Genomic DNA, 17,664 nt, shown 5'->3' on the forward strand with positions numbered 1-17,664 from the left:
CAATAGGGATGCGTGCCGGGATTTGGCAAGTAATGCCGAACCCGGCGCGCATGGCCGGTGAATGGCAGGGGCGCCGGTAGCCTGGAACCCATGTCGACGTCCCAATCCAAGCGCGGGGCCAATTCAACGCGCACAAAAAAGCAGGGCACCTCGTCGTCGAAAACCAACGACACGCGGGTGCAGTTCACCGACGATGAACTCGGTTTCGGTGCGCGTGCCTGGAACGGGTTTGCCCACGCTTTGGGTGGTGCGGTGCGCTCGCTCGGACGTGAACAGCTCGCCAAAGAAGACCGTCGTGACACCGCGCCAACGGTTTTTTTGCTCGCCGCCATCATCGGTGCGGTTATGGTGTGGTTCCTGCCGCTGAGCCCGGTGGCGCAAACGCTCAACGCCTTCACCTTCGGTGGGCTGTTCGGCGTGATCTCCTATGCGATGCCGGTTGTGCTTTTTTCGCTGGCGATCTGGCTCTATTTCCGACCGGCGAGTATCTACAGCAACGGTCGCGTATTTGCGGGCGTATTTATTGCGCTCTTTTCGGCGGCGGCGATCGCGCATCTGGCTGCCGGGCAACCGCAACCGGCGCAGGGAATGCCCGCTATCGCCACGGCTGGCGGGATTTTTGGCTGGATTTTTGGCGCGCCGCTGGGGTTTCTCATCACCCCGATTCCGGCGATCGTGTTTTACGCGCTCGTTTTTTTGCTGAGCATCCTGATTTTGACGAAGACACCGCCAAAGAAGATTCCGCAGCGCGCCGCCGAGATGTGGCACTGGATGTTTAGCGGCCAGACCGGTGGCACTGCTGTGACCGCTGCCCCGAAAGAAGAAGAGTCGGAGGCGGTGGCCGCCAGCGACGATTTGCCCTGGTGGCGTCGCAACAACACCGGCCGCGAGGTTGATCCGGCTTACGACACACCGATCGTTGATCCGGCTGACCGTGAGGGCGCGGAAACCACCAAACTCAAGCCCGAAAAGCCGAAGCGTCGTCGTGGCCGCCGCCACGACAGCCTCGGTGGTGTGCAGGCACCGGAAGACGGCAACCGCCTCGACGAGTTTGATGATCTGTTTGCTGAGCAACCAGAACCGGGCGAATTCAACCCGCCGGAAGCCGAACAGCCCGACCAGCAGCCAACCCAGGTGCTGTCGCAGATGCCGCGTGGCACCGGCGCATCGGCTGACCAGCAGGCGACGACGGTGCTGCCCCCGCTACCGGATGCATCGGGTGACGAACCGATTCAATCGGCACCGGCTGCACCGAGCACATCCAAATCGAGCACGACCGGCGAACCAACCGAAGCCGACGCACTGGCAACGGTTGCCGATGACGAAACCGCCACGTGGGATAGCCGTGATGATGCATCCGATGACTACCAGTTACCCACAACGCGGATGCTGGAGCTCGGCGCCGCACCAAAAACCCGCACCGAGGCGAATGACGAGATCATTCGCGCGCTCAACGAAACTTTCCGCTCGTTCAAGGTTGACGCCAAGGTGACCGGATTTTCGCGCGGACCAACCGTGACCCGCTATGAGGTTGAGGTGGCGCCGGGCACCAAAGTTGAAAAAGTTACGCAGCTGTCGAAGAACATCGCCTACGCGGTGCGCTCGAACCAGGTGCGCATCCTGTCGCCGATTCCCGGCAAGTCGGCGATCGGTGTTGAAATTCCCAATAGCGACCGCGAAATTGTGCGGCTTGGTGACGTGCTCACCTCACAGAAGGCGCTCAACGCCAAGCATCCGATGACGATCGGTGTGGGTAAGGACGTTGAGGGCGGCTTCGTGGTGGCAAACCTTGCCAAGATGCCGCACCTGCTCGTGGCCGGTTCGACCGGTTCGGGTAAGTCGAGTTTTGTGAACTCGATGATTGTGTCGCTGCTGATGCGCTCGAAGCCCTCAGAGGTGCGCATGGTGTTGGTCGACCCGAAGCGTGTGGAGCTCACCCCGTACGCGGGAGTGCCGCATCTGATCACCCCCATCATCACCAACCCGAAAAAGGCTGCCGAGGCCCTGCAGTGGGTGGTGAAAGAGATGGAGATGCGTTACGACGATCTCGAAAGCTTCGGTTTCCGGCACATCGACGACTTCAATGCCGCGATCCGCGCTGGCGAGGTGGAGGTGCCGGAGGGCTCGAAACGCAAACTCAAGCCGTACCCCTATCTGCTTGTGGTGGTCGACGAGCTTGCCGAGCTGATGATGGTGGCACCGCGCGATGTGGAAGATTCGATTGTGCGCATCACCCAGCTGGCGCGCGCTGCCGGTATCCACCTGGTGCTGGCAACCCAGCGGCCATCGGTGGATGTGGTGACCGGTCTGATCAAGGCGAACGTTCCCTCACGCTTGGCGTTCGCGGTGACGAGCTCGACCGACAGCCGCGTGATTCTCGACCAGGTTGGTGCTGAGGCACTGATCGGGCAGGGTGACGGGCTGTTTTCACCGGCGGGGCAGAAGCCCATCCGCGTGCAGGGCGCCTGGGTCGATGACGATGAGATTCACTCGGTGGTGCGTCACGTCAAGCAGCAGGCAAAGCCCGAGTACCGCAAGGATGTGGAAACAGCGGCCGCCAAACGCGAGATCGACAGCGATATTGGTGACGATCTCGAGCCGCTGCTGGCTGCTGCCGAACTGGTCATCAACTCACAATTCGGTTCGACTTCGATGCTGCAGCGCAAGCTGCGCGTTGGGTTCGCAAAAGCTGGCCGGCTCATGGATCTGCTCGAATCGCGAGAGATCGTTGGGCCCTCTGAGGGTTCAAAAGCGCGTGATGTGCTGGTAACTCCCGAAGAGCTCCCCGCAGTGCTGGCGATGCTGCGCGGCGAAGACCCGCCCGCGAGCGCCGAAGCCTCGCCCACTAGCTCCGAACCGAGCGAAGACCCTTATGGCGGTGACGCCGTCGCCGCGCAGTATGCGGGGCTTGAAGAGGTTGAGGTCGATGATGACAGCGAAGATGCGTGGGGATTGACCGGACGTGACTGACAAAACACCAGCAAACCAGGCAGCATCCCAGCGGCCGCGCGTGTGGCGAGCAGGGGAGGGGCCGGTGAGTGTGTGGTCGGTACCGAACCTGATCACCTATTTGCGCATCCTCTTTGTGCCGGCGCTCGTTGCCGCGCTGATTATTGATGCCGGCGAACACGGTGCGTGGCGCTGGGCGGCGGCAGGCATTTTTATTGTCGGTATTGCCTCCGATGCGGTTGACGGATATTTGGCTCGCAGCCGCAACCTCATCAGCAATGTCGGCAAACTACTCGACCCGATTGCTGATAAGGCGATCACTGGCACCACCATGGTGATGCTTTCGGTGCTGGGCGAGCTGCCCTGGTGGGTAACCATCGTCATCCTCGTGCGCGAGCTCGGGATCACGATTTGGCGGCTGATTGAGGCGCGCCGCATCGTGCTGCCTGCTGGACGCGGCGGCAAACTCAAAACCGTTGTGCAGGCGCTTGCCCTTTCGCTTGCGCTACTACCGCTACCAGCCCTGTTTGGCGATTGGATGCACTGGGTCAACACGGTCTTCATGGGCGCGGCACTAATTTTGACGGTCTGGTCGGGTGCCGACTACCTCGTACGCGCATACTGGAAGAACGAACGTATTCGCCCGAGCGCGGAGGAGTCGCGATGACCGAGCAAACTTCAACTGAAAACCCGTTGCCTAACGAAGCGGCACAGAACGAATTCGGTGGCGAAGCATTGCCGGAGCTGCCAGATGTGCCGGTGCTTCACGACCGCAGCGGTAGCCAGCGAAACGAACCCATGACGGCCACCGGCAAGCTCGCCGATATGCTGCTGCGCTCGGGCATTTCGGTGGCTACCGCCGAGTCGCTCACCGGCGGTGCGCTCGCGGCAGAACTGGTTCGGGTGCCCGGTATTTCAACGATCTACAACGGCGGGGTTGTTGCTTACAACTACGACGTGAAATCGAATTTGCTGGGAGTGGAGCGCGATCTGTTGCTCACTCGCGGCGCGGTCAATGATGAGGTGGCCCTGCAGATGGCGCGCGGTGTGCGTGAGGCTTGCCGGGTTGAGGATGTGCCCGCTGATGTGGGTGTGGCCACCACCGGTGTGGCTGGCCCCGAGCCGTCGGACGGCGAGCCGGCAGGCATTGTGTATGTGGGTTTGGCAACGCTGTGGGGTGAGCGGGCGTTCCGGCTCGATTTCACCAGTCTGGTTCGCGCCGATGATCCGGTTGGTTCGCGGCAGCGGATCCGGTTTGCCACGGTTGAGGCGGCGATCTATCAGCTCACCGAGTATTTGGTTGCGCAGGCGAACGATTAGCGGCGCGGTCTCCGGGTGTCATTTTCTGGAAGTTCGCTGAAGATTCCGGCACCGTGGAATGAAAAGCTGGCACTCGACGTTGTAGAGTGCAAGTTCTGACAGCTGCAATGGCTGACAGCGTCATAGTTTTGGAGGAAATACATGGTGCTTGCACGACACGAGATGGGCGAGGTGCTTCGTGACGTACGGCTGCGCCGTGGCGACACGCTCAGGCAGGTGGCCAGCCGCGCAGCGGTTGCGCTGGGTTACCTTTCGGAAATTGAGCGCGGGCAAAAAGAGCCGTCGAGTGAAATTCTTGCTTCGGTCGCCGAGGCGCTCGACACCCCGCTTTCGGAGATCTACCACGCGGTTGGTGATCGTATCGCCGCGCGCGAGCGCGATCAGCGCCTGGTGGGTGTGATTCCCGACACCGTGCCGGAAGACCTCATCGCTTCGGTTGGGCCGATCGAGTCGATCGCTTAGTTCTTCTTGGGTGACCGAAACGCCACGGATTTCCGTGGCGTTTTCGCGTTACGCTGGCGGGATGCGATTGAGCGAGTTCCAACGGGCCGTGCGTGATGAGTTTGGCGAGTCTTACGGCGAGTCGATCGTGCGTGACGTGGTGCTTGGTGAGCTGGGGGATCGCACGGCAAAGCAGGCGCTGAGCGATGGTGAGGCGCCGCGAACGGTGTGGTTGGCGCTTTGTGTCGCGATGGATGTGCCAGAGAGCCGCCGGCACGGCGTTGGTTTGCTCGAGCCGAAAAAGCGGCATTAGGCGGGGTGTTCTAAATGGTGGTGTGCGACACGCCGCCAGCGGGTGTTCGAACGGGTGTTCGAAAGCGGGTACTGTAGCCCGCGTGCCCTGTGGAAACTGATCTATCCACCGAGACCTACCGAGCCGGCAACAATGTCGGAGGCGGCGGCTACCGTGACGGTATCGATTGAAGCAGGCACGCAACGCCTTGTTGAAGCGCTCTCTATCAGCGCGAGACAGCCTGCAGGCGACAACACCAACTACCCAAAGGAGCAGCAGATGCCCGCACCCAAAGACCGCGAAAAAGCACTCGAATCCGCACTCAGCCAGATCGACCGCCATTTTGGCAAGGGCACCGTTATGCGCCTCGGTAGTGATGAGCGCGCGCCAGTAGAAATCATCCCCACCGGTTCTATCGCCCTGGATGCGGCACTCGGCATTGGCGGTCTGCCGCGCGGCCGAATCGTTGAAATTTACGGCCCAGAATCATCGGGTAAGACAACCGTTGCGCTGCACGCCATTGCCAATGTGCAGCGCGCCGGCGGTATCGCCGCATTCGTTGATGCCGAGCACGCGCTCGACCCGGTGTATGCCGAAAAGCTCGGTGTTGATATTGATCAGCTGCTCGTGTCGCAGCCCGACACCGGTGAGCAGGCGCTGGAGATCACCGACATGCTGGTGCGTTCGGGTGCCGTTGATCTCGTGGTTGTCGACTCGGTGGCAGCACTGGTGCCGCGCGCCGAAATTGAGGGCGAGATGGGTGACTCGCACGTTGGTCTGCAGGCTCGACTGATGTCGCAGGCACTGCGCAAGCTCACCGGTGGATTGAGCCAGACCAAGACCACCGCGATCTTCATCAACCAGCTGCGTGAAAAAGTGGGCGTGTTTTTCGGTAGCCCCGAAACCACCTCGGGTGGTAAGGCACTCAAGTTCTACGCTTCGGTGCGGCTTGACATTCGTCGTATCGAGACGCTCAAGGATGGCGGCAACGCGGTTGGAAACCGCACCCGCGTGAAGGTGGTCAAAAACAAGATGGCCCCGCCGTTCAAGCAGGCCGAGTTCGACATTTTGTTTGGTGTTGGTATTTCACGCGAGGGGTCGCTGATCGACTTCGGTGTGGACCACGGCATCGTCAACAAATCGGGTGCCTGGTACACCTATGAGGGTGACCAGCTCGGCCAGGGTAAAGAAAATGCTCGCCGATTCCTGCGCGAAAACCCCGAGATTGCCGCTGAAATTGAAGACAAGATCCTCGTGGCGCTCGGTATTCGTGAAGACCCGAACGCGGTCGACGCCGATCCCGAAACCGGTGAAATCCGCGAGGCCGAACAGCTCGGCGCATAGCGACTGGCGCTGCAATGGCGGGTGGCTGGCAGCAGATTCGATGCTGGTCACCCGCCATGCGTGGCAGGGGTCGAGAAAGGGCAACAACCTCGCTGTTGGGCGGCCCGAAGCTGACGATGCGTGTTGCCGCGGCGGCAGGGAAAACGCACTGAGATGAGAGCAGAGTTTTGAGCGACGAACATTTTGCCGAGGTAATTCAGTTCCCGGGCGCGAAAGCCACACCCGACGACCTTCGCGTAGCCATTCGTGAGCTTGAACAACGGCGAGCGCCGAGCGTAGCGAGCGACGAAGCCACCATCACCGCGTTTCCGGGAACGACCGACGACGCCGGGCTGCTGCAAGACGCAGAAAACGCGCTGGTGCGGGCACTGGCACGCTCACCGAAATCAGTCGTTGAGGCGCATCAACTGTTGCAGCGCGACTACGAAACGCTCGGCGAGGGCGACCGGCAGCAGATTATTCAGCGGATGCTCGAGCTCGGCTATCTTGACGACGCTCGGCTCGCGGCACAATTGCGCGACGGCCGGTTTGCCCGCAAACAGCTGAGCCGGAGCGCCATGGAACGTGAACTGCGATCTCGTGGCATCGAAAACAGCGCCATCGAGCTGGCGCTCGCAAATATTGACGGTGACGATGAGTATGAGCGGGCGCTTGAGCTCGCCCGTGACCGAGCTCGGCGAAGCCGCTCACTCGACTACGACACCGCCTATCGGCGCATCCACGGCTACCTCGCACGTCGCGGCTTCGGCGGCGAAACCGCCTCGCGAGCAATCCGCGCAGCGCTCAACGACGAAGAATAACGACGCGCACCGGCCGCGCACACCGGCGCAACCTGCCTGCGGCAAAACTCGCCCGGCGGCAGCGAATCCGGTGAGTATCAAGCCCGTGGTCTACCAGCCCTCGAACTGCGCCACATCCTCGGGGTCCACACAACCCTGCGCCACATCATCAATCGCAACCAGCAGTCGCTGGATGCCCGCAACTAGCTCAGCCTCGGTGATGGTGAGCGCGGGCGTGCATTCGAGCACGTTGTCACGCACCACGTAGACCACCAGGCCAAGCTCCCACGCGCGATAGGCGGCCATCGCGGCAAATGTCGAGCCGTCAATCCCGCCGAGGCTACCCAGCTCGATTCCAAACAACAGGCCCTGCCCGCGAACATCCGAAATGGATGCAGCTCCCGGCCGGTCTGACTGGCGGTAGTTCGCAAGCTGCTCGGCGAACACGGCCCCGAGCCGGTTCACCTCATCAAATAGCGCGGCTTGCGCCAATACACCGAGGGCAGCACTGGCGGCGGCGCAGGCCACCGGGCTACCGGCAGCGGTGAGCAGAGCCGAAGCCACCGGTGCGCTCAACAGCTCGCGCGAGCCGACCACAGCCGACACCGGTAGTCCACCACCGAGTGACTTGCCGAGCGTAACGATATCGGCCACCGCATCCTCACGCTGATGTGCGAGCAGCCGGCCGGTTCTGCCCAAGCCGACCTTGACCTCATCGATGATCAACAGTGCGCCGTGGCGATCGCAGGCGGCACGCAGACGAGTCAAAAACCCTTCGGCCGGCACCCGCACCCCGCCGTCACACTGCACCGGCTCAACGATGACCGCGGCAAACTCGCCGGTGCCGAGCGCCCGCTCAAGCTGTTCGCTGACCTCATCCAGCTGGGAGGCGGTTTCAGGGTAGGGCAGCAGCAACCGGGCAGCGTTTTCTGTGGCATCGGGGTCTGCCATCCCCGATGCCTGCTGCGATACGCCGAGGCCGCCGTGATAGCTGCCGTCGAACGAAATAACGCGAGATTTGCCGGTGTGGTGTTGCACGGCTCGGATCGCCACGTCATTTGCGTCGCTGCCCGAAAGCCCAAGATATGCCCGCGCCTCACCGCGCACCGGGATGAGCGCACAGAGCTGCTCGGTCAGCTCGGTCGACCACAGTGTTGCCGCCGAAAGGCAGGATGTGCCGCCCTGGTTGCGGATCGCGCGTTCGACAGCATCAACAACAGCGGGGTGCGAGTGGCCGACACCGGATGCGGTCCAGCTGGCAGAAAAATCAATCACCATTCGATTCGAGGCCGTGGTGAGCGTCGCACCGCGGCCACCGCTCACGGTCAGCGGGAAAAATCGCAATTGTTCGATTGCGGCGAGGGATTGCTGTTCGCGCAGGTACTCCCGCATCTCAATTTCGCGCTCTTGCGGGGTGATTTCCTGAACGGTATCTGGTGTGGGGAGGGTCATCATTGACTCACTTTCGCTCTCATAGGATGGAAATATGACGCTTCAGGGAAGAAATGCGGCAGTGGGTGAGCGGCTGGTTGCCGAAGATCTGCAGCTGACCGCTTCCGAAAGACGTGTCGCGAGGGCACTGCTGCGCGATTACCCTGCAGCCGGTTTGAATACGGTGGCGAGCTTGGCAAAAGCATCCTCGGTGAGCGGTCCCACCGTGATGCGCTTCGTGAAATCTCTGGGATTTGACTCGTTTCGAGACTTCCAAGAGGCGTTGCGGAGCGAGCTGGGCCCGCGCGAAGCCTCGGCGCTGTCGCAGTCGGCGCGAAACCACCGGGGGAACGAACGGCAAACGCTCATTGACGGGGTGAACGAGAGCGTCACTCGCACTCCCGACAGTGAGCTGCGCACCGCCGTGCGGTTGCTTGCCGACAGCGGTCGTCAGGTGGTGGCCGTTGGCGGCGACTACTCCCAAATCGCGGCGCGACAGCTGGTGCTGCAGCTGGCGCCGGTGCGGCCGCGGGTGCGCACGCTGCCCTCCGAGACTGTGCTCATTGCCGCCGAGATTGCGGATATTTCGAAGGGTGATGTCTGGTGCATTTTTGATGTTCGGCGCTACCGGCCACGCACCTACCGAATCGCTCAGGCTGCGGCCGAGCGCGGCGCCAAAATCGTGCTTTTTACCGACCGCTGGCTTTCGCCAATTGCGGGTTTTGCCACCGTCGTGTTCACCGCGCAGGTCGAATCGGCCGGACCAACCGACACCGCCACACCGCTGCTGGCGGTGACAGAGGTGCTGTGCGAACAGGTCGAACGCAGCCTCGGCAAACAGGGGGTCGCGCGGCTTGAACACGTCGACCCCCTGCGAGAAGCGATTGAACCGAGCCAATTTCGCGACGATTAGCGCTTTTGAATCTGCTGAACAGCCGCAACATAGCCGCAGGCCATGGTCTTCGCGACCCGCAGCACGGCATCATCATCGGGCAGGAACGTGGCATCGTGCAGCGACGGGCCGTCCTCGACCGTGTCAGGGGTGGCAACCCCCACAAACGACATGGTTGACGGGTATTGCTGGCTGTAGAACGAAAAATCATCGGCGCCGAGCGATCGCATAGCTGGCGCCACCTCGAGCTCGGCTTGCCCGAGTAGGCCTTCGAGCGCATCGCACAGCGCAGCGTCATTGAACAAAACCGGTTCGCCCTGCACCACAGTGGTGGTTGCGGTGACCCCGTACGCCTCGGCCTGGTGGCGAGCAAACTCGGCCACGGCATCACCGATCACCGCCGCATCTTCGTTCTGTGTCGTGCGCAGCATGGCGTGCAACGTGCCCTTACCTGGCAGCACGTTCGCAGCCCCCGAATCGGCGACCATCCGCCCAACGCTCAGCAGCGCCGGGGAAAGCGGGTTGACCGTGCGCCGCAGCACCTCGGGTAGCCCGAGCGCGATCGCCGCGAGCGCCGAAGCCACATCGGCGGCATCGTGCGGATAGGCACCATGACCGGTGCGGCCTTCCACCTCGATGCGAATTTCGCCGGAGGCCGCATTGACGGCCCCGGCTCCGGTGGCGACCTGCCCGGCGAGCACACGGGGATGCACGTGCGCTCCGATCACATGGGCGACATTCAAGGTGTCGAGCACGCCGCTATCGCAAATATCGCTGGCTCCCGAAGGATAGGCCTCCTCACGCGGCTGCAGCAGCGGCACCACAGCGTAGGGGAGTGTCACGCGTTTGGCGGCGCGCACAAACGTGGCGAGTGCGGCCATGTGTACATCGTGCCCGCAGGCGTGCATCGCCCCGTTTGTGGCAGCCCACGACAGTCCCGTCTGCTCGCTCACGGGCAGCGCGTCGAGTTCGCCGCGGATGGCGACAGCTGGCCCGTCTGCGGGGCCGAACCGACAGTAGCCGCCGGTTTCAGCTACCGGGGTGAAATCGAGTTCGGTGGCCCGAGCGATCCGGTCACGGCTGTCTGCCTCGTCTCCCGAAAGGCGCGGATGCTGGTGGAGTTCGCGGCGCAGCTGCAACGCAAATTCGCGCTCGTTTTCGATTTCGGTAACAAGCTGCGCCAAAAGCTGGGCCGAGGCGGTATCGCGCTCACGTTGATTGCCGGTTGCGGTCAAGTCGATGCTCCTATTCGTGCTCTCGAATTGAAATTCGTCAGAGGTTGTATGCGCGCGCGGCGTTGTCGTATCCGATCATCTTGGCAACACGCATCGCTTCGTCGTGCGGCCATTCATCGAGCTCGATGAATCGGTTGAGCGTCGCAGCGAGTCCCCGGCGAAAGAGCAGCGTGCCGAGGTAGTACAGCTCGCTCGCACCGAACGCGTCACTCGAAAAAAGTGCCTTGTGAAACGGCGTGAGCTCAAGCGACTCGGCGATGACGGCCTCAGAGCGTGAGCCCGTGTAATTAATTGCGAGCCCAACATCGCAGTACACGTGGGGGAAAACATCCGCCAGATAACCGGCTTCGCGATGGAAGGGATAGCAGTGCAGCAGCATAAACCGCGCCCCTGAGTCAACGGATGCGCGCAGCAGCCGGGTCAGCAGCAGCGGGTTGCAGCGGTGCAGATCAACATCGTCATCTCCGTAGCCGATGTGCAGCTGGATTGCGCACCCACGGTCGATCGCAAACCACAGCAGGGCGCGAATCAGTACGGGATCATCCAGGCGTGGGTGCGATCCGATAAAGCCGCGCATCCACTCGCTCGCCGCGGCGGTGATTTCTACGGCGGTGGGTCGGTCGGGGCAAAAATCGAGCCCGCAGCGGTAGGCCGCGATTGATTTCACACCGACCGCCGACTCGAGCCGCAATTCGAGCTCGGTAACAATCGCATCGAATAGCTGCTCGGGTTTGCCGTCGGCTGCGGCGTGTGCCAGCGCAACCTCTTCAGCGATGCGCTCAAGGCGAATAATCTCCACACTTTCAGCGGATGCGAACGCGGCGGTTTGTGCCGCCGAAGAAATCGTGTCGGGTGCGTGCCCGGTTTCGATACCAAGCAGGTCGATGCCGGCGGCTTGCAGCAGGCGGGTGTTCACCGTCTGGGCGCCGAGCTCTTGCCTGCGCTGAAGATAATCTTCGGGGCTGGCGAACGCTGGCAGATCAAGCACGGGTGCGCAGTGCCTGCGAATGGCAAACCCAACCTGGGTGTCGAATCGCGTGCATCCCGCAGCCGCCGGGCGTGAAGATTCTGAAATCAGTGCTTCAAACTCTTCACGACCGAGGTCGTGCTCGACCACGCCGTGGCAGTGGTGGTCGAATAGCCGCAGTGAGCCGAGGTTTTCGATCTGGTTAGTAGACACGCGAGTACACCTCACACTGTTCGGCAAGGCTGCGGCCCTGCACGAACACGTTTTCATCGTGTTTCACCGCGATGAAGGTTTCGAGGAATGAGGCAGGGAACCACGACCGGACGACATCGTTCGACTTGAGCAGGTCGAGGGCCTCGTTCAGCGAGCGGGGCAGCTGGGTGAGGCGGCGGTGCTCGCCCTCGAGGTCGAGGTCACCAACGATGACTTCCTCAGGGTCGAGGTTTTCGCGCAGCCCCTGCAGGCCCGCACGGTAGATAACGCCGAGCAGCAGCCACGGGTTTGCGCCGATGTCGCTCGCGCGGAATTCAAAGTGCAGCTGCGGTGCGGGGTCACGGCCGGCAATTTCATTGGTCGGGCAGATGCGCAGCAGGGCCTCGCGATTTTGCAGGCCGAGGAACGACCGAGCGGTCGACCAGTTGTTCGGAGCGAGCCGTTCGTAGCTGGTGACCAGCGGCGCAAACAGGGCGGTGAGTGCCGGAGCATATTTGATGATTCCGGCAGCGAATCGGCCAGCGAGCTCTGAAAGCCGACCCGGGCGGTTGGGGTCGAAGGTGAGGGTTTCACCGTCGAGGTTGTTGAGCGAGAAGTGAACGTGCACGCCATTTCCGCCCGAACCGGGAGCGACAACGGGAGCGAACGAGGCTTCACGGCCGTGCGCGTCGAAGAGTTCGTAAACGATTTCGCGCAGCAACACGGCGCGGTCACCGGCGGTGACGGGATCGGTGGGTTTGACGGTCACCTCGTACTGGTGCTTGGCGTATTCGGGCAGCCAGTTCTCGGGTTGCAGACCAGCGTGGTGCAGGATGCTCATGAGCTGCGTGCCGATCGGTTCGAGACGACGGAACGACTGGAATGAGAACGGATGCGAATCTTCAGTTGCGCTCAGGTCGACGAATTCGTGTTCGAAGGTGGCGTTGCTGGTGATGCCGTAGTCGTCGCGCAGTTCTTGGAGCGCGTTGCGCAGGAAGGTGCGGGGGCACGCTTCCCATGGCGTGCCGTTGGTTTCAACGAGGTCGGCAAAAGCAACGGTGAATGCCGGTTTGTCGGGCACTCCATCGATTCGGTAGACCGCATCGTGGTCGGGGAGGAGTCGAAGGTCGCCACTGGATCCGAACGGAATGTTGTCGACGATGTGGCCGAGCGGGCCGATGCCGAGGTTTGCGGGCACCCAGCCGATCGAAGTGTTTTCGTTGAAGTCGGCCAGGCGCATTGAGCGTCCCTTGGTGCGGGCCGCGATGTCGCTGGTGGCGATAAAGATCAGTTCGTCGGTGTTGTTGGCTTCTTGCTGAGTCATGAGAACTCCTTGGTGAGGGGGTGGTGGTTACGCTTCTGAAGGTTCGTCGATGAGCGGATCTTGTTCGGTGAGCCGCGCACCGATGCGCTGCGCCAGCGCTGGTTTCGACAGCACCGCGATCAGACCGATGAGACACCAGGCAGCGGCGATCCAGGGGAAGTAGGTGTATGGCGCTTCCTGGCCAGCCACCTGGACCACATAGACCCAGACGAGGAATGCCAGGCCGAGCACGGGCACCACGATTTCCCACTTGGGGATGGGGGAGCCCTGCCGTAGCGAGTAGCCGATCACCCCAATTGACGTCATGCCGTAGGCGATGATCATGCACAGTGTCGCGATTGTTGCGTACCAGTAGTAGGCGTCGACGCTGGTGGCACCGAACAGGCCGAGCACGATGGTCATGAGCGCGGTGAGGATGACCGTGAAGAATACCGCGACGGTTGGCACCGCGGTCTTGGGGTTGCGGTGGGCAAATGATTTGGGTCCGAATCCGTCGCGTGCCAGGGCGAATAGCAGTCGCGATGCGGCAACCGTCGAGCTCAGGAATGAGGCGAAAGCGACCAGGAACGCGATGATCGAGATGAGCACCGAGAACCACTTGCCAATGTAGGTCGATGACAGCTGCGTGAGTGTGGAGGCCGAGTTGGCGAAAGCCGCAACTCCGGCTTCGTCGGTGCCGAACCCGATGGTCTGCGCAAACATGACGAAGACGTAGACGAGACCACCAATGAACACCGCCAGCGTGAGCGCTCGCGGCACGACGCGGCGGGGGTTTTCGGCTTCTTCACCGAGCGCGGTTCCCGATTCGAATCCCGCCCACGAGAGGAACGCGAAAACGGCTGCGGTCATAACGGCGCTAATCGGGGCGCCATCCGGTGTGAATACCGACCAGTCGATACCGGTTGATACCGGGGCATCGCCGGAGCCGACGCGGAACAGGATGACGAACGACAGCACCACCATGGCGGCGATGCCCAGGAAGCCGATGGCGAGCAGCGTGCGCGCGGTGACTGCCGATTCACGCAGGTTGAGTGCGAGGGCGACCACTGCCACCACGGCAGGAATTGCGATCCAGAGCATCGGGGGCAGTTCGATCCCGAGTTCGGCCATCATCGCTTCGAAGAAGACCGAGCACGCGCCGGCGATACATGCCGCGAACAGCAGGTAGGTGCCAAGCAGTGCGAAGCCGCCGAAGAACCCGGCCCGGGGACCGAGGGTTGATCCCGCTAGCGCGTACACCGAGCCGGCGTGCGTGAAGTATCGGGTGAGTCTAATGAACCCGTAGGCGACCAGGAATGTTCCGATAAACGAAACCAGGAAGGTGAAGGGAACCGCTTTGCCGACGAGACCGGCAACACCAATTCCGTTGAGTGACATTGCCATAACCGGGCCCATGAACCCGATTGAGATGGCTGCGACTTCCCAGGTTTTGAGTGGTCGTTTCGGTTGTTCTGCCGTGGATGCTGTCGGCGTCGTTGCTGACATATCGTCTCCGATGTTGGTGGTTGAGTGCCCGTCATTGGGTGAATCAAGCATTACGTAGATACTTGATCGCGTCAAGTGTGTAACGAATGTTACGAAGGCGTGCTTTCGGTTGCATCCAAAAAACGATCGGGGGCACCGCTGCCACAGTGCCCCCGATCGCCATCCACGTGCGGTATTACAGCCCGCGTGCTAGAAGCGCCTAGGTTGCCGGCACCGTCGGTGCCGGTTCGGTGGACGTAGCGCCGTCGTTGATGAGCTCCTCAACATTCGCCGGCGGCTCCCAATTGAGATACACATCATCCGGCTGGGGGAGGCCGCACTGGTTGATCTCCATCTGCACCTGCTTGGTCAGCCGCGACTTTCCGGCATCGATTGCATCCTGCACCGTGCCGACCACGATTTCTTCCGCGGTCGAAGTCTTCTGCAGCGGCGACACCTCAGCGCACAGGTGGTAGACCTCGCCACCCTCGACCCAGTACACCTCATCCTTACCGGTCATCGCGATCACTCGCTGCTGATCCCACTGTGCCTCGGCAGTGCGCTGCTCAATCGACGGCGGATTCCAGTCGATGCCAATCAGCACCGCAATTGCCATAACGACCACACCGACCACACCGGCAATGCTCTTTTGCTTTTGGTCCATGTCTTTGTTCAAGAACACGAGCACGACCAGGGGCAAGAACGCGACCACCGTGATGATGGCGCCCAGCTGGTTCTGAATAAAGAACCGCACCGGGTCGCGCTTAGAGGCCGGGTCGAGTCGGTTGGCACGCTTCCACAGCAGCGACCCCGTCACCGCGAGCGCGCCGATCGCCACCACCAACACAATCAAAAACACGAGCGCCCAGCCGGGGAACCCTTCGTCTCCCGTATCCCAACCAAAGGCCACACCGATGTGGGCGCGAGAGTTTGAGTTCAACAGGCCAAAAATCGCGAAGGCTTCGAGGCCTATCGCAATCACCCAACACACAATCGCCCAGATGCGCAGATTGCGTGCCCAGCGCTTGGCCTCGTCGGTTGCCCGCCAAGTTGGTTTGTTGGCGCCACCATCCGCAGCGCTGCGTTCGCGCTTCGGAGCGCGCACGATCTTTTTATTGCTCTGCTGCTCGGCCACGTTTTTCCTCTCAAAATGCAGTTGGGAAATAAGCAAACTACCGCTCGAAATCCTACCGACGAACCGCACCGATGTCGCCGCACGCGGCGCAGCTGTGCCGCCAAGCGCTGGCTACTATGAGTTGCATCCGAACCGGGTCGCGGTGCCGCAGCTGCATCGCGACAAGCAGCGAAGGACTCTCTACATTGTCGACCCCCTCGAACACATCGGTGCCGCGGGCAAACAGCCTGGCACGCTTGTTGCCATCGGCGAGTGACTATTCAGAATTGCGCTCGAGCTGGCGGGTCGATATCACCGCCGGTGTGACCGTCGCCATCGTGGCGCTACCACTGGCGCTGGCGTTCGGCATCTCATCGGGGGTATCGGCTGCCGCAGGTCTCGTGACCGCGGTGGTGGCGGGTATCGTGGCCGCTATTTTTGGTGGCTCGAATGTGCAGGTGTCTGGACCAACCGGAGCGATGGCGGTGATTCTGGCGCCGGTGGTTGCCGTGCACGGTGCCGGCTCGGTGCCGCTGCTGGCGATCATCGCCGGGATCATGCTCATCGTGATGGCATTGAGTGGCCTCGGGCGTGCGGTTTCGCTGATTCCCTGGACGGTGGTTGAGGGGTTCACGCTCGGTATCGCCATGATCATCTTCTTGCAGCAGGTGCCGATGGCGCTCGGCACCACAGCCGAGGTCGGGTTGAACCCGGCGGTTGCAGCAGTGGTGGCATTCGGGGATGCCGACTGGTCGGTAGCAGCGCAAACCCTCGGCATTGTGGCGGGAGTGTGGGCGCTCATCCTGCTGCTCCCCAAAATCCATCCGATGATCCCCGGCAGCCTTATCGGCGTGATTGTTGCCACAGTTGTGGTGGTGGTTACGGGGATGCAGGTGCCGACAATCGGGGCACTACCCACCGCGCTTCCGGCGCCGCAGCTCCCCGCATTCGATCTCGCGATGCTCGGTGATCTGGCCGGTCCCGCAGTGGGAATTGCGATTTTGGCGGCGATTGAATCGCTGCTGTCAGCGCGAGTTGCTTCCCGTATGGCCGATACCGGCCCTTACGCACCCGACCGTGAACTCAGCGGGCAGGGGCTCGCCTCGATAGCTTCGGGGCTCTTTGGTGGGATGCCAGCAACCGGCGCTATCGCGCGCACCGCGGTGAATGTGCGCAGCGGTGCCCGCACCCGCGTCAGTGCAATTTTGCACGGCCTGCTGCTGCTGGTGGTGATCTATTTTGGCTCGTCACTCGTGGCGCACATCCCACTTGCCGCGCTCGCAGGTGTGCTGATGGCGACCGCCACGCGCATGGTCGCCCCGACCACCTTCCGGGCCCTGGCACAGGCGCCGCGGTCGGACCTGCTGGTGTTTGTGATCACCGCGCTGATCACTGTTGCGTTCGACCTCATTATTGCCATCGAAATCGGCCTCGTGGTTGCTGCCGTGATTGCACTCAAACAGGTGGCAGATCAGGCGGGCGTTCGTCGTGAAGATTTGCCCGGCGAACAGCAGCCCGGAGACGAACGAATTGCGCTGGTGCGCATTGACGGCGCCATGTTCTTCGGAGCTGCCGAGCGGCTGCGCCGCGAATTCGACAGCTTCAGCGGCATCGAAGTGGTCATCATCCGGCTTTCGCGCCTATCGGGGCTCGATTCGAGTGGCGCGAACACGCTCGTGGAAGTGATCGAAACATTCGAACAGCGTGGCGTGACGGTACTGCTCAAGGGGCTCCAACCCCAGCATCGAAAAGTGGCGGAGGCGTACGGTGTGCTCGGTGCCCTGCGTAGTGACGAGCACGTTTTTGACAGTATTGAGGATGCCGTCGAGCACGCCCGTAGTCACATCCGGCGCGGCCCGGCGCGGCAATAGTTCCCCCCGAGGCGGATGCGGTGCCCGCATCTCGAGCCGTAGACTAGCC

At 62.0% G+C, this 17,664-nt stretch carries 16 protein-coding genes; 10 read left to right on the forward strand and 6 right to left on the reverse strand.

Going from position 1 to position 17,664, the window contains the following annotated elements:
• The first annotated feature begins 90 nt into the window (after nucleotides 1-90).
• The 7 genes from PV375_RS02380 (at nucleotide 91) to PV375_RS02410 (ending at nucleotide 7,146) form a co-directional block, all read left to right on the forward strand.
• Nucleotides 91-2,970, forward strand: a complete 2,880-nt coding sequence (locus PV375_RS02380) for a DNA translocase FtsK (RefSeq protein WP_332105990.1) — start codon at nucleotides 91-93, stop codon at nucleotides 2,968-2,970.
• A complete protein-coding gene (gene pgsA / locus PV375_RS02385; RefSeq protein ID WP_332105991.1) occupies nucleotides 2,963-3,616 on the forward strand; it encodes a CDP-diacylglycerol--glycerol-3-phosphate 3-phosphatidyltransferase in 654 nt (217 codons plus the stop codon). Before PV375_RS02380 ends, pgsA begins: the two co-directional genes overlap by 8 nt.
• Nucleotides 3,613-4,269: a CinA family protein gene (locus PV375_RS02390; RefSeq protein ID WP_332105992.1), complete on the forward strand. Its 657-nt coding sequence runs from the start codon at nucleotides 3,613-3,615 to the stop codon at nucleotides 4,267-4,269. The genes pgsA and PV375_RS02390 overlap by 4 nt, the downstream gene beginning before the upstream one ends.
• Before the next feature lie 141 nt (nucleotides 4,270-4,410).
• On the forward strand, nucleotides 4,411-4,731 hold the full coding sequence (locus PV375_RS02395; RefSeq protein WP_332105993.1) for a helix-turn-helix domain-containing protein: 321 nt from the start codon (nucleotides 4,411-4,413) through the stop codon (nucleotides 4,729-4,731).
• A gap of 61 nt (nucleotides 4,732-4,792) precedes the next feature.
• Nucleotides 4,793-5,023, forward strand: a complete 231-nt coding sequence (locus tag PV375_RS02400) for a DUF3046 domain-containing protein (protein ID WP_332105994.1) — start codon at nucleotides 4,793-4,795, stop codon at nucleotides 5,021-5,023.
• Nucleotides 5,024-5,281: 258 nt separating this feature from the next.
• Nucleotides 5,282-6,346 (forward strand): recombinase RecA, encoded by a 1,065-nt coding sequence (recA, locus tag PV375_RS02405; protein WP_201517693.1) that lies wholly within the window; start codon nucleotides 5,282-5,284, stop codon nucleotides 6,344-6,346.
• A 167-nt stretch (nucleotides 6,347-6,513) separates the two neighbouring features.
• On the forward strand, nucleotides 6,514-7,146 hold the full coding sequence (locus tag PV375_RS02410; RefSeq protein ID WP_332105995.1) for a regulatory protein RecX: 633 nt from the start codon (nucleotides 6,514-6,516) through the stop codon (nucleotides 7,144-7,146).
• A 90-nt stretch (nucleotides 7,147-7,236) separates the two neighbouring features.
• Here the strand turns inward: PV375_RS02410 and PV375_RS02415 are convergent, their stop codons facing one another.
• A complete protein-coding gene (locus PV375_RS02415) occupies nucleotides 7,237-8,580 on the reverse strand; it encodes a class-III pyridoxal-phosphate-dependent aminotransferase (protein ID WP_332105996.1) in 1,344 nt (447 codons plus the stop codon).
• Between the two features lie 31 nt (nucleotides 8,581-8,611).
• Here PV375_RS02415 and PV375_RS02420 point away from each other — a divergent pair, with 31 nt between their 5' ends.
• Nucleotides 8,612-9,469 (forward strand): MurR/RpiR family transcriptional regulator, encoded by an 858-nt coding sequence (locus PV375_RS02420; protein ID WP_332105997.1) that lies wholly within the window; start codon nucleotides 8,612-8,614, stop codon nucleotides 9,467-9,469.
• On the opposite strand, the gene PV375_RS02425 is transcribed toward PV375_RS02420, so the two are convergent.
• The 5 genes from PV375_RS02425 to PV375_RS02445 all read right to left on the reverse strand — a co-directional run bounded on the left by PV375_RS02425 (nucleotide 9,466) and on the right by PV375_RS02445 (nucleotide 15,765).
• The gene (locus PV375_RS02425; protein ID WP_332105998.1) at nucleotides 9,466-10,683 is read right to left on the reverse strand and encodes a M20 metallopeptidase family protein; all 1,218 of its coding nucleotides are present in this window, start codon (nucleotides 10,681-10,683) and stop codon (nucleotides 9,466-9,468) included. The two genes, PV375_RS02420 and PV375_RS02425, sit on opposite strands and share 4 nt — an antisense overlap.
• Nucleotides 10,684-10,720: 37 nt before the next feature.
• Nucleotides 10,721-11,863: an amidohydrolase family protein gene (locus PV375_RS02430; protein ID WP_332105999.1), complete on the reverse strand. Its 1,143-nt coding sequence runs from the start codon at nucleotides 11,861-11,863 to the stop codon at nucleotides 10,721-10,723.
• Entirely contained in the window at nucleotides 11,853-13,166 is a 1,314-nt protein-coding gene (locus PV375_RS02435) for a glutamine synthetase family protein (protein WP_201612583.1), read from the reverse strand. The genes PV375_RS02430 and PV375_RS02435 overlap by 11 nt, the downstream gene beginning before the upstream one ends.
• A gap of 27 nt (nucleotides 13,167-13,193) precedes the next feature.
• Entirely contained in the window at nucleotides 13,194-14,702 is a 1,509-nt protein-coding gene (locus tag PV375_RS02440; RefSeq protein ID WP_332106000.1) for an APC family permease, read from the reverse strand.
• 148 nt (nucleotides 14,703-14,850) lie between these two features.
• Nucleotides 14,851-15,765 carry a hypothetical protein gene (locus tag PV375_RS02445; protein WP_332106001.1) on the reverse strand — a complete coding sequence of 305 codons (915 nt, stop codon included), beginning with the start codon at nucleotides 15,763-15,765 and terminating at the stop codon, nucleotides 14,851-14,853.
• A gap of 94 nt (nucleotides 15,766-15,859) precedes the next feature.
• On the opposite strand from PV375_RS02445, the gene PV375_RS02450 reads away from it, so the two are divergent.
• Both PV375_RS02450 and PV375_RS02455 read left to right on the forward strand, forming a co-directional pair.
• Nucleotides 15,860-16,021, forward strand: coding sequence for a hypothetical protein (locus tag PV375_RS02450; RefSeq protein WP_332106002.1), 162 nt, complete (start codon nucleotides 15,860-15,862; stop codon nucleotides 16,019-16,021).
• Nucleotides 16,022-16,031: 10 nt separating this feature from the next.
• On the forward strand, nucleotides 16,032-17,615 hold the full coding sequence (locus PV375_RS02455; RefSeq protein ID WP_332106003.1) for a SulP family inorganic anion transporter: 1,584 nt from the start codon (nucleotides 16,032-16,034) through the stop codon (nucleotides 17,613-17,615).
• Nucleotides 17,616-17,664 lie beyond the last annotated feature (49 nt).

The sequence above is a fragment of the Gulosibacter sp. GYB002 genome (assembly GCF_036577665.1).
Classification (GTDB): domain Bacteria; phylum Actinomycetota; class Actinomycetes; order Actinomycetales; family Microbacteriaceae; genus Gulosibacter; species Gulosibacter hominis.